At 40.1% G+C, this 12,787-nt stretch carries 13 protein-coding genes and 1 riboswitch; of the genes, 8 read left to right on the plus strand and 5 right to left on the minus strand.

Translation table 11 applies throughout. The features are described 5' to 3' along the window. Positions 1-30 precede the first annotated feature (30 nt). From ODU46_RS06405 to ODU46_RS06425, 5 genes are all read right to left on the minus strand, one after another. The gene (locus ODU46_RS06405; protein WP_398579395.1) at positions 31-657 is read right to left on the minus strand and encodes a histidine phosphatase family protein; all 627 of its coding nucleotides are present in this window, start codon (positions 655-657) and stop codon (positions 31-33) included. Between the two features lie 2 nt (positions 658-659). Continuing rightward, complete coding sequence (locus ODU46_RS06410) at positions 660-1,142, minus strand: aminoacyl-tRNA deacylase (protein WP_205028264.1); 483 nt, start codon at positions 1,140-1,142, stop codon at positions 660-662. Next, the gene (locus tag ODU46_RS06415; protein WP_024406696.1) at positions 1,142-1,984 is read right to left on the minus strand and encodes a DUF368 domain-containing protein; all 843 of its coding nucleotides are present in this window, start codon (positions 1,982-1,984) and stop codon (positions 1,142-1,144) included. The genes ODU46_RS06410 and ODU46_RS06415 overlap by 1 nt, the downstream gene beginning before the upstream one ends. Before the next feature lie 102 nt (positions 1,985-2,086). Continuing rightward, on the minus strand, positions 2,087-2,635 hold the full coding sequence (thiT, locus tag ODU46_RS06420; RefSeq protein WP_024406697.1) for an energy-coupled thiamine transporter ThiT: 549 nt from the start codon (positions 2,633-2,635) through the stop codon (positions 2,087-2,089). 58 nt (positions 2,636-2,693) lie between these two features. Further along, a riboswitch (TPP riboswitch) is annotated at positions 2,694-2,789 on the minus strand. Between the two features lie 23 nt (positions 2,790-2,812). Further along, entirely contained in the window at positions 2,813-3,667 is an 855-nt protein-coding gene (locus ODU46_RS06425; RefSeq protein WP_024384638.1) for a glycoside hydrolase family 25 protein, read from the minus strand. Between the two features lie 112 nt (positions 3,668-3,779). Here ODU46_RS06425 and ODU46_RS06430 point away from each other — a divergent pair, with 112 nt between their 5' ends. The 8 genes from ODU46_RS06430 (at position 3,780) to tpiA (ending at position 12,753) form a co-directional block, all read left to right on the plus strand. Next, complete coding sequence (locus ODU46_RS06430) at positions 3,780-4,283, plus strand: hypothetical protein (RefSeq protein WP_024406699.1); 504 nt, start codon at positions 3,780-3,782, stop codon at positions 4,281-4,283. Continuing rightward, complete coding sequence (locus ODU46_RS06435) at positions 4,280-4,645, plus strand: DUF4430 domain-containing protein (protein WP_024384640.1); 366 nt, start codon at positions 4,280-4,282, stop codon at positions 4,643-4,645. The genes ODU46_RS06430 and ODU46_RS06435 overlap by 4 nt, the downstream gene beginning before the upstream one ends. Before the next feature lie 136 nt (positions 4,646-4,781). Then, positions 4,782-5,996, plus strand: coding sequence for a cell division peptidoglycan polymerase FtsW (gene ftsW / locus ODU46_RS06440; RefSeq protein ID WP_011922075.1), 1,215 nt, complete (start codon positions 4,782-4,784; stop codon positions 5,994-5,996). Positions 5,997-6,016: 20 nt separating this feature from the next. Next, the gene (ppc, locus tag ODU46_RS06445; RefSeq protein WP_029752202.1) at positions 6,017-8,713 is read left to right on the plus strand and encodes a phosphoenolpyruvate carboxylase; all 2,697 of its coding nucleotides are present in this window, start codon (positions 6,017-6,019) and stop codon (positions 8,711-8,713) included. Between the two features lie 105 nt (positions 8,714-8,818). Further along, the gene (locus ODU46_RS06450; RefSeq protein ID WP_202848560.1) at positions 8,819-9,322 is read left to right on the plus strand and encodes an RNA polymerase sigma factor; all 504 of its coding nucleotides are present in this window, start codon (positions 8,819-8,821) and stop codon (positions 9,320-9,322) included. After that, positions 9,303-10,274 carry an anti-sigma factor gene (locus ODU46_RS06455; protein ID WP_202848554.1) on the plus strand — a complete coding sequence of 324 codons (972 nt, stop codon included), beginning with the start codon at positions 9,303-9,305 and terminating at the stop codon, positions 10,272-10,274. The genes ODU46_RS06450 and ODU46_RS06455 overlap by 20 nt, the downstream gene beginning before the upstream one ends. Positions 10,275-10,629: 355 nt before the next feature. After that, positions 10,630-11,826 carry an elongation factor Tu gene (gene tuf, locus ODU46_RS06460; protein ID WP_012775011.1) on the plus strand — a complete coding sequence of 399 codons (1,197 nt, stop codon included), beginning with the start codon at positions 10,630-10,632 and terminating at the stop codon, positions 11,824-11,826. 174 nt (positions 11,827-12,000) lie between these two features. Further along, entirely contained in the window at positions 12,001-12,753 is a 753-nt protein-coding gene (tpiA, locus tag ODU46_RS06465) for a triose-phosphate isomerase (RefSeq protein WP_004298713.1), read from the plus strand. Positions 12,754-12,787: the final 34 nt, after the last annotated feature.

Below are 12,787 nucleotides of genomic sequence, written 5' to 3' on the forward strand. Positions count from 1 at the left end.
TAATAGGATAGGAAAAAACAGCAGAAAATTCTACTGTTTTGCTTTATAGCTGGTATCATTCCAAGCTAATTCTGTAAAGTTTTCGAAATCGCTTGTTTCTAAAATAGTAACCGATGCATTATCCAAACCACCTCGGTGACGCAGTTGGGCTGGTGGAAAACCAAGCAGGCGATGGATAGAAGCGGTTAGAAAGGCACCATGACTGACGATGAGGACTGTTTCCAGTTTTTCTTCTTGAAGAGACTGGATAAAATCGACCATTCTCTGTGTGACCTGATGGACAGATTCGGCATCAAAGACATCGTGTTTAAATCGTGCTAGATTATGTTTGAGTGCCCAGGCTTGTTTGGGGTAGATGGCACGAAAAATTGCCATCTTGCTTCCTTCTAGCGTTCCAAAATTCCATTCACGTAGTTGTGGCGTGGTTAGAACGGTTTGGCAATGGTGGTTGACTTTGGCAATTTCTACGGCAGTGCTATGTGCGCGCTGCAAATCACTAGAATAAATAGCATCAAAGGGGATTTCAGCAAGGTATTTGCCTAGTTTTTCTAAATCCTGATAAGATTCGGGCAAGAGAGCCGAATCTCCAGAATAGCCTTGAAAGCGCCCCTCCAAATTCCATTCGGTCTTACCGTGACGGACAAAGTAGATTTTCAAGTCTAGTCCCTCCTTTCGATCAAATCGGCAAAGTCAGCTTTTACAAAATCAGCTAAAACCTGGCTATCAATTTTTATCGACCGACCAATTTCACCAGCAGAGACAATCAAGTGACCGAGTTCAAGGGCAGATTGATCAATGTAGATTGGGAAATTATGCTTCTGACGAATGCCCACGGGATTGTTGGCACCGTGGACGTAGCCAGTTGTCTTTTCCAAGTCCTTTTGCGGAATCATGCTCACTTTTTTATTGCCAGAGATCTTGGCTAATTTTTTCTCAGACAGGTGTTCTGTGATGGGAACAATGCCGATAATTGGTCCAGTTTTATCTCCAGTTAATGCTAGTGTTTTGTAAATTTCGTGTTCTTCAATTCCTGGTGGAAGTTGACCTTCGAAGGCATTTAAAACAAGGCTATCATGATCGATCTTAGCCTTGTCTAGTATTTGGTCCACCAAGGTTTTCTTTATTTTAACCTTTTTTGCCATTATTTATATTTTTCCTCAAGCTTACTCATCCAAAGCCCTAACCATGCGCCTAGTATAAATAGGACAATAGCAGCAATCCATGTAACAAAGTTCGCTCCAGCATAGGAAATTGATTCTTTATTACTTGCTTGTGGAATCAAAATTAGCAGAGTAGAAGATGAGACGATACCAATAATAAAGTGATAAACACGTGAATGGTATACTTTCAGAGCGTGGTCCATTGCTTTTGAAAATGCAACCATTGCAAGAACGCCACCGATTGCGATTGGTAGGAAGGTGCCGAATAGATCAAGTGATTTGAAACCATTTAGCATTGGCGTGTAGATACCCAAAATTAATAGCAAGTTTGAAGGGCTGAGTCCAGGAACAAGTACCCCTAAAGCAATCAAGGCACCTGCCAAGACAAAACTTGCAAAGTTTGCTGGAAGTGTCCCGACAAGATCGCTTAAATTGTAAAGTAGGAGACCAGAAACGACGAATGTCCCAATCAACCAAGCTAAATCAATGCTATCTCGCTTGCTCTTTTGAGTTGATTCTTTAAGCAGGCTAGGAATAGTTCCCACGATTGCTCCCGCAAAGGCCCACAAAACTGGGACTTGGAAATGTTGCAATAAATATTCAACAGGGAAAGAGAAGAGTGCAATTCCCAAAATTCCACCGATTCCTACAGGAACAAAATAAAGAAAGTTTTCCTTGAAATCTTTTCGAATATTTGCTAAAAATCCAATTAGTCGCTCATAAATTCCGAGGATAGCAGCGAGTACTCCCCCAGAGACACCAGGTAAGATAAAGCCGAGTGCGATAATCATACCTTTAATAATTCTTGAAATCCAAGAAGCCATAATTTCCTCCAAAATGTATTATAACGCTCCTATTATAGCATAAAGCAAGTAAAAATAATTAAAAAGACTGCCTGTTAGATAAAATCCAGCAGGCAGTTTTGGTTAAAGATTGTAAAAACTTGGTCTTGCTCTATAGAGTAAAATGAGCAGAATAGAGGCAATTGCAGTGGAAGGAAGAATATAGCTGATATTGTAGGTAAAGGAATAGAACCAGACAGGCATACCATCTGGAGCGTAGTCTGCGTAGAAAATAATTCCTGATAAGAAGGTGGCTATCAATCGGATGCTTCCTCCTAGAAAACTAGCCAGAGTAATGATGAGAGTAGCATTTTTTAGATCTTTTTGTTTGGATAGGGTGGGGGCCACTAAACCTGCTAAACCAATTCCGGCGTAAGAAAGTGCGTAGTCAAGAAAAACTTGAAAAACGTTTAGGAAGTAGCCACCGTAGAAAAGTTGAATGGTTCCGACAATACCACCGGTAAGAACCCCCACCCCTAGTCCGTGGCGTAGAGCAAGCAGTAGGATTGGAAGCATGACTAAAGACACGGATCCACCTTGGGGCATTGTAAAGAGCGGGATTTTGTCAAAGACGAGGGCAATTGCAGAAAAAATAGCGACTTCGGCTAGGATGGACAATTTTGATGTGGACATAAAAATACTCCTCTGTAGATGGTCAACAAAGGAGTCTTTATAGCAGAGTATAGTATCATTCTATAAAGCACACAATTCCTACGCTAGTTTTAACTAGATCAGGTTCGAGGATTTCGCAGTTGCGATCTCAGCCGAAGCACTCCTTTGTGTATATGTAATTAGTGAAATTGTATCATTTTATTCGGGTGTTGTAAATAGTTTCTGATAAACTTCGTTAGGATCTTTGAGTGTAGTAATGAGGTTTAAATCCAAATGGTGTTCAAATCCGTTGACATACCCACGTGATGTGTATTGGTGGAGATCGTAATCCAAATCAGTATTTGGAGCGGCATTGTAGTAGCCAGAATCATCACCATATGTAGGAATCCAGACTGCATCGAATTTATCCACATTGATGCTGTGGTCTTCCATGAAATAGGTTCCAACGTAAATTCCAATGTTTTTAGCACCGAGAGTTTCTAACTCTTTTCGAAAAGCCTCCACTCCAGCATTCATATCATCCATGGTATATTCTTCAACGTCTAACCAATAGAAGGTCGGCTTGTATTTATTTGCGGCCTTATAAAAGCTTCGAGCTTCCTCCTGCATGCTCTCAATACTATTTCCCGTGACATAGGCATAGACAGCAACAGGGATATTTCTTGCTTGGAATTCTTTAATATGGGTATCAAAGGATTTATCTAACCCGTTTTTATCAGTCGCTGTATTTTCGTTTTTAGTGTGTGATCCACTTTGAATACGAACGATTGCGCCAGAAATGTTTTTGCTAAGGGTATCGTAGTCGATTTCAGACGGTCTCTGCCAAGCAGAAACGTCGACGATAGGTTTCATTTCGAGCGCATTTGCAATGTAATAACTTGAGCTAGAATTTGTTGTTTTAGAACTTGTACTGGTATTTGATTGTGTGACTGCGGGTTCGTTAGCTACCTCCGTCTTATTTACAGTATTTCCAGTCACCCCAGTGATGAAAATAAGAGCAAAGAAGGATAGGAAAAAACCAACAACAATCATCGGATTTAGTTTCTTTCTCATCTCCTCAATTCTACCGTAAAATCATGAAAAAATCAAAAAAATACGATTCAAGAAATAGTAAAAGATTATCTAAACTTGACATAATAAAGGGAATAAGGTAGGCTAAATTGGTATGCATGACAAAAGTGAAAAAGTAAGACGTGTTAGTCAGCTAGTTGTTCTGTCCTCTTTGACGATTGTTTTAAGGGTGGTTTTTGGGCCATTTCCCAATATAAAGCCTCTTACGGCTATTTTCCTCATTGTTCTGTCCTATTTCAGTTTGCTGGAGAGCTGGACATTGATGATACTAGCGATGGTAGGGAGTGGCTTGCTTTTTGGATTTGGAACAGTTGTTTTGTGGCAAGTTCTTAGTTTTGCTTTCATCCAATTTATATGGTGGTTGGCAATTGGTCCTTCTATCAAAAAAGAGAGCATTCCCTTGTGGCTACAGAGTCTTCTGGCGGGGATTCTTGTCTTTTTGTATGGGCTAACGATAAGTTTTTTATCTGCTACACAGTTTGGGATTTCCCCTATCGTCTTCTGGCTTAATGGTCTAGTCTTTGATAGTTTACACGCTGCTTCAACAGTTTTGTTTTATCCAATTATTGATTATATTTTTAGGAGATTTTATAAATGAAAAAAATTAGTATTATGTTGATGGTTGTCTTCTCGCTCTTCTTGGCTGCTTGTACAAACACTACTGAGAAACAGAGCAAATCGGCTATCGAAGTCACTTTGCAGATTACAACCAAGGACAAAGAGAATCGTCAGGAAGTTACTGCGGAAGAAGGTGATAGTGTCATGGATGTGCTTAAAGAACATCATGACATTGTAGAAGACAATGGTTTGATAACAGAAATTGATGGTGTTAGCCAAGATGCGAGTACCAATACATACTGGATGTATAAAGTTAATGGCCAAATGGCTGATAAAGGGGCGAAAGACCTTACAGTTGCGAATGGGGATGAAATTGAATTTTATCTTGAAACATTTGAATAGATATGAAAGGCTTCGGCCTTTTTCTTGTTGACAAAAGTTAGTTCCGAATGTTTGCAGAGCAACTTAGAAAGTGATAAGTATTTTTATATAAAGTATGCTATAATAAGAGCTATACTCGAAGAAGGTTGGATAAGCAATGAAGATTGACAAACGCCAGTTGTTGAATTACTCCATACTGATTCCCTATCTCATCTTATCGGTGATTGGGTTGGTCATGGTCTATTCGACAACCAGTGCTACGCAAATTATTAATGGTGGAAATCCATTTAGAACAGTGATTAACCAGGCAGGATTCTGGATTGTCAGCTTGGTAGCAATCTATACGATTTATCGTATGAAATTAAGTTTTTTACGCAAGAAAGCCGTTATCTATTCGGTTATTTTGGTAGAAGTATTTCTGTTAGCTATTTCTCGGTTGTTTCCTCCGATTAACGGGGCTCATGGCTGGATTCCTCTGCCGATCGCAGGAACCTTGCAACCGGCGGAATATTTGAAATTAATAATCATTTGGTATCTGGCACATGAGTTTGCAAAACAACAGGCGGATATTCGGACTTATGACTATGTATCGTTGATTAAAGGAAGTTGGATTCCGAAAGAGTTTACAGATTGGCGGGTGGTCAGTCTGCTCCTCCTTGGTTTAGTTGCGACACTGCCAGACTTGGGAAATGCGACGATTATTGTGCTGATTATGGTCGTGATGATTAGTGTGAGTGGGATTGCCTATCGCTGGTTTTCAACAGCGGTTTTGGGAATTGTAGCCGCCTCAACAGTTATTCTAGGAACGATTCGTATTTTGGGTGTAGAAACGGTGGAAAAAATTCCGCTCTTTGGTTATATTGCTCGTCGTTTTGCTGCCTATTTTGATCCATTTGGTAATGCCACCAACTCAGGTCTTCAATTGACTCATTCTTACTATGCGATGAGTAACGGTGGATGGCTTGGACGTGGCTTGGGAAATTCGATTGAGAAAAAGGGGTATCTACCAGAGGCCCACACCGACTTTGCGTTTTCGATCGTCATTGAAGAACTCGGTTTTGTCGGAGCTAGTTTAATTCTAGCCTTATTGTTCTTTTTGATTATTCGAATTATTATTGTAGGCGTCCGTGCTCGTAGTCCATTTAATGCGATGATGGCACTTGGAATGGCAGGTATGCTTCTGATTCAAACATTTGTCAATATCGGAGGAATTTCAGGAATTATTCCTGCAACGGGGGTAACTTTCCCCTTCTTGTCACAGGGGGGATCGAGTCTTTTGATTATTTCCATCGGGATAGGGTTTGTTCTGAATATTGATGCTAGTGAAAAACGTCGATTAATTGAAGAAGAAATAGAGCGTACGCTAATTTAGAGATAGGAAAGAGGTAGGAGATGGCTATTCAAAAATTAGAAAACTATAACAACAAGGAAGCAATCCGTGAAGAAGTAACGATTCTAACATCTATTTTGGAAGAAGTAGCAGCTCAAATGATGCCTGCAGAGACTTTTGCTAAAATTGTAGAATTATCTCAATTGTCTCGTCAGGATGATTATCAGGCATTGATTGCTATTATCAGTCAGTTGAATAATGATGAACTAGCAGTTATTTCTAGATACTTTGCTGTTTTGCCACTTTTGATTAATATATCAGAAGATGTTGACTTGGCTTATGAAATCAACCATCAAAACAATATTGATCAAGACTATCTTGGCAAGATTTCAACAACAATTGATATGGTTTCCAAACAAGAAAATGCAGCTGAAATCCTTGAAAAGTTGAATGTTGTTCCAGTCTTGACAGCCCATCCTACTCAGGTTCAACGCCAGTCTATGCTTGATTTAACCAAGCATATTCATGAGTTGCTTCGTCGTTATCGCGATGTAAAATTGGGCTTGCTCAATAAAAACAAATGGGAAGATGAGCTCCGTTGTTACATTGAAATTATCATGCAGACGGATATGATTCGTGAGAAGAAGTTGAAGGTAACCAACGAAATCACAAACGTTATGGAGTATTACAATTCTTCCTTTATTAAGGCTGTCACTAAGTTGCAGCGGGAATACAAACGTTTGGCTGCTGAGAAAGGAATCGCCTTAAATAACCCTCGTCCAATTACAATGGGGATGTGGATCGGGGGAGACCGTGATGGAAATCCATTTGTTACTGCGGAGACCTTGAAGCTGTCAGCCTTGACTCAGTGTGAAGTCATTATGAATTATTACGATGAGCAACTCTATAAACTCTATCGGAATTTTTCGCTCTCAACTTCCATTGTAAATGTATCTACAGCGGTTAAGATGCTGGCGGATTTATCTGAAGATAGTTCTGTATACCGTGAAAACGAGCCTTATCGTCGTGCTTTTCACTATATTCAGATGAAACTTGCAAATACAAGAGATTATCTAGTTCACAATAAGCCGTCAGATGTTCGCTATAGTAATGTAGCCGAGTTTAAAGCTGATTTATTAGCCATCAAACAATCTTTGATTGAAAATAAATCTATGGCGCTATTGAAAGGTGATTTTACAGAATTACTTGAAGCGGTTGAAGCGTTTGGTTTCTACCTAGCTAGTATCGATATGCGCCAAGACTCTTCTATTCATGAAGCAAGTGTTGCGGAACTATTGGCTTCTGCCCGTATCGTAGAAGACTACTCCAGTTTATCTGAGGAAGCTAAATGCCATGTTCTTTTGAAACAGTTGGAAACTGATCCACGCATTCTTTCTGCAACGCACATGCCAAAGTCAGAACAATTAGAAAAAGAATTGGCTATCTTTGCTGCTGCGCGTGAATTGAAAGATAAGCTAGGTGAGGAAATCATCAAGCAACACATTATTTCACACTCGGAGAGTGTTTCTGATTTGCTGGAATTAGCTGTCCTATTAAAAGAAGTTGGTCTAGTAGATGTCGATAAGGCCCGTGTTCAGATTGTTCCACTTTTTGAGACAATCGAGGACTTAGATAATGCACCTGATACCATGCGTCAATATCTGCAATTAGATTTAGCAAAACGTTGGATTGCAGGCAATAAATACTACCAAGAAATCATGCTTGGCTACTCAGATTCCAACAAGGATGGTGGCTACCTGTCCTCCGGCTGGACACTCTACAAAGCACAGAATGAATTGACGCAAATTGGTCAAGACTACGGAGTAAACATCACCTTCTTCCACGGTCGTGGTGGTACTGTTGGTCGTGGTGGTGGTCCTTCCTACGATGCGATTACATCTCAGCCATTTGGTTCCATCAAGGACCGACTTCGTTTGACAGAACAAGGCGAAGTGATAGGCAATAAATACGGTAACAAAGACGCAGCCTACTATAATTTAGAAATGCTGGTATCTGCAACGCTTGACCGTATGGTCACACAAATGATTACCGATCCAAATGAAATCGATGGCTATCGCGAAACCATGGATGAAATTGTATCAGATAGCTATCGTATTTATAGAGATCTTGTGTTCAATAATCCACATTTTTATGATTATTTCTTTGCCGCTAGTCCAATTCGTGAAGTATCAAGTCTGAACATTGGCTCACGTCCAGCGGCTCGAAAAACCATCACAGAAATCGGTGGTTTGCGTGCGATTCCATGGGTATTCTCTTGGTCACAAAACCGTGTCATGTTGCCGGGTTGGTATGGAGTTGGTTCAAGTTTCAAACGCTTTATTGATAAGCACCCTGATAATTTGTCTAAGTTACAAAAAATGTACGAATCTTGGCCATTCTTCCGTTCACTTCTATCAAACGTGGATATGGTATTGTCTAAATCCAATATGAATATCGCATTTGAATATGCTAAAATGTGTGAAAGCGAAGAGGTACGAAATATCTTCCATGTCATTTTAGATGAATGGCAGTTGACCAAAGAAATCATTTTATCAATCGAGCAAAATGATGAGCTTTTAGCAGAACTACCTTTCCTAAAAGCCAGTCTTGATTATCGCATGCCTTATTTCAATGTGCTCAACTATATTCAGATTGAATTAATTCATCGTCTTCGTCGTGGAGAATTGAGCAAAGAACAAGAGAATCTCATTCATATTACCATCAATGGTGTGGCGACAGGTTTGCGCAACTCAGGTTAATACCACTACAAAACAACTTCTTCGGAGGTTGTTTTTTTATGTATAATAATATCAGAAAGGTGTAACCAATCGTCAATTCCTTCGTTTTATTAGTGAAAGGAGGAGATAAGTATCAAACTAGATCAATATGAAAAAGAAATTATTGGTATTGCAGAGGAGATTTCCTACTATCTGCAAAAATCAGGAGCCAGCCCAGCTGACAGTCAGGATATTGCCCAAGATGTTCTAGTCAAATTGCTTGAATCTGATATTGTCCTTCCTTTCGAAAAACTAAGAGCTTGGCTTTACCGTTCTGCAGTTCGGGCCTACATTGACAAATACAGGAGAGACAAGCGCTACTATGAAATTTTACAAAAGGAGTTTTTTAGACCTGAAAATTTTTTGATCTATGACCAAGAGGGGCATGATGAGCTCTATCAAGCGGTGGAAGGTTTGCCCAGTAAGTACCAGCAGGTGATTGACCTCTATTATTTCCAAGATATGAGTATCAAGGAGATTGCGCATATTTTAGGTGCTGGTAAAAGTTGGGTAAAAATCAGCCTTTACCGAGGACGCAAACAGTTGAGGAAAATGCTAGAAGAGAGAGGATATGACTATGAAGACTTTTGAAGAAGTGACAAAAAAGAGTAAGCGGAAGAATTTATGGAAGACAATAGGGCTATCATCGCTCATCGGTTTTATCTTATTATTGATTGGCGTTCAAACCGTAAAAATAATTGTCGGTGCACGAGAAGGTCGTGAGGTGTGGGAACAAACGATGCTAATGGAAATCGCCTATCCAAATATAAATCATGATGGCATTAAAATCCAAAGCACAAGTTATGTATCTGGAAAACTCTACTTCAATTTGTACAAGGATTTAGACGGTGTTCCTATGGCTTTTGGTCAGCATGAAATTTACTATGACCTGTTTGATAGTCATTATGACTTTGCCCAGCATATACCTGGGAATACCTTCAAATACCTATATGACCATACAACCAATACCAAGGTACCCATTTTTTACAATAAGAATCAGATTGTGTGGAGTGAGTCAGAGATTGCTAAAGAATTGCCATATCTAAGAGAAATGAGCGGTCAACTAGTAGAAGTGGCTATTTCCTTTGATAAGAAGTACAGCTTGGCAAAAATCAAGGAGATGATTCCTAGCAACCTCAAGCAAAATTGGTATTGGATAGGGACAGAAGGGAAACAAAATACCTATCACTATCGTCCAGAGCAACTTTTGGGATTAGAGCCAGAGGATATTCAACTGGTCTTTTCGGCCATGCCAGAAGACTATATGACAGGTATGGACTTTATGAAAGAGTTCTTAGAAACAGGAGATCAGAAACGAGCGCAGTATTTGGACATACCAGTGGATGACTTGCAAGCCTTTGTTGATAAGTTTGGTAACACCGACTTTACCAAACAAGAAGAGATTGATCAGTTGGAGTTCGCAGGCATTATCTTAACAGGGAAAGCAGAAGACTTTGCACAGTTGGAAGGCAAGGACTGGATTTATTCTTCTAGTATTGGCGCGTCCATTCCTATTCAGCCTTATTATCAACTGCATCATTAAGTGAAAATAGTCAATATATTTTCAATACTTATAGCAAGAGGCTTGCCAGGGAGTCGTAGGATGACTGAACGGAGAAATGTCTGTTGCAGTAGTCTCGTATTTGTGGCACCTTGTAGCTATGGTAACATCAATATTCCTACGGAAGTGAGGTGTTTTTAGTTGAGTAATAGGTTAAAATGGGATGATAAAAAAGGTTATGAGCGAAGCTAATAGCCCTTGCAGAACATGGATAAAATAAAAAACGATAGAAAATGCTTGCAATTCTGCTACAATTTGATAGAATAGTAAGGTAAAGTTAGACTGTATTGCCTACTGTCTATCTATAAAATATATTTTATTGGAGGCTTTTACCAAAATGGCAAAAGAAAAATACGATCGTAGTAAACCACACGTTAACATTGGTACAATTGGACACGTTGACCACGGTAAAACTACTTTGACAGCAGCTATCACAACTGTATTGGCACGTCGCTTGCCTTCATCAGTTAACCAACCTAAAGACTATGCGTCTATCGATGCTGCTCCAGAAGAGCGCGAGCGCGGTATCACTATCAACACTGCACACGTTGAGTACGAAACTGAAAAACGTCACTATGCTCACATCGACGCTCCAGGACACGCGGACTACGTTAAAAACATGATCACTGGTGCTGCTCAGATGGACGGTGCGATCCTTGTAGTAGCTTCAACTGACGGTCCAATGCCACAAACTCGTGAGCACATCCTTCTTTCACGTCAGGTTGGTGTTAAACACCTTATCGTCTTCATGAACAAAGTTGACTTGGTTGACGATGAAGAATTGCTTGAGTTGGTTGAAATGGAAATCCGTGACCTTCTTTCAGAATACGATTTCCCAGGTGATGATCTTCCAGTTATCCAAGGTTCAGCTCTTAAAGCTCTTGAAGGTGACTCTAAGTACGAAGACATCGTTATGGAATTGATGAACACAGTTGATGAGTACATTCCAGAACCAGAACGCGACACTGACAAACCATTGTTGCTTCCAGTCGAGGACGTATTCTCAATCACTGGTCGTGGTACTGTAGCTTCAGGACGTATCGACCGTGGTACTGTTCGTGTCAACGACGAAATCGAAATCGTTGGTCTTCAAGAAGAAAAATCTAAAGCAGTTGTTACTGGTGTTGAAATGTTCCGTAAACAACTTGACGAAGGTCTTGCCGGCGATAACGTTGGTGTGCTTCTTCGTGGTGTACAACGTGATGAAATCGAACGTGGTCAAGTTATCTCTAAACCAGGTTCTATCAACCCACACACTAAATTCAAAGGTGAAGTTTACATCCTTACTAAAGAAGAAGGTGGACGTCACACTCCATTCTTCGACAACTACCGTCCACAGTTCTACTTCCGTACAACTGACGTAACTGGTTCAATCAAATTGCCAGAAGGTACTGAAATGGTAATGCCTGGTGATAACGTTACTATCGACGTTGAATTGATCCACCCAATCGCCGTTGAACAAGGTACTACTTTCTCTATCCGTGAAGGTGGACGTACTGTTGGTTCAGGTATGGTTACAGAAATCGAAGCTTAATTCGATTGAGTTCCCAGAAATAACAATTATAGTCAGACAACTTAATTGTAACTCTCTACTTTCGGGTAGAGAGTTTTTCTGTAAGTATTCATAAAATGCACAGAAATTCTTTAATCTTAGCTAAGTTTATGCTATAATGTACCTTGTACAATAAATATAGAAGAGGTAAGTGAAATGTCACGTAAACCAATCATTGCCGGTAACTGGAAAATGAACAAAAATCCTCAAGAAGCACAAGCTTTCGTTGAGGCAATTGCAGGAAAATTGCCTGCAGGCGACAAAATTGAAGCAGCTATCGCAGCTCCAGCTGTAGATTTGAACGCTCTCTTGTGGTTCGCTAAAGATTCTGAATTGAAAGTTGCTGCTCAAAACTGCTACTTTGAAGATGCAGGTGCCTTCACTGGTGAAACATCTCCAAAAGTATTGGCTGAAATGGGTGTTAACTATGTTGTTATCGGTCACTCAGAGCGTCGTGATTACTTCCACGAAACTGATGAAGATATTAATAAAAAAGCTCATGCAATCTTCCGTAACGGTTTGACTCCAATCATCTGTTGTGGTGAGTCACTTGAAACTTACGAAGCTGGTAAAGCAGTAGAATTTGTAGGTGCACAAGTTTCTGCAGCTTTGAAAGACTTGACTGCTGAACAAGTAGCATCACTTGTTATTGCTTATGAGCCAATCTGGGCAATCGGTACTGGTAAATCAGCTACTAAAGATGATGCACAAAACATGTGTAAAGCTGTTCGTGACGTTGTTGCTGCTGATTTCGGTCAAGAAGTTGCAGACAAGGTTCGCGTTCAATACGGTGGTTCTGTAAACCCATCAAACGTTGCTGAATACATGGCATGTCCAGACGTTGACGGTGCGCTTGTTGGTGGCGCATCACTTGAAGCAGAAAGTTTCTTGGCTTTGTTGAACTTCTAATATAGTCATTTAGTTTTTCTTTTATTACTTCGAC

It is taken from the genome of Streptococcus sp. 2020WUSS089 (assembly GCF_044427405.1).
GTDB classification, from domain to species: domain Bacteria; phylum Bacillota; class Bacilli; order Lactobacillales; family Streptococcaceae; genus Streptococcus; species Streptococcus hashimotonensis.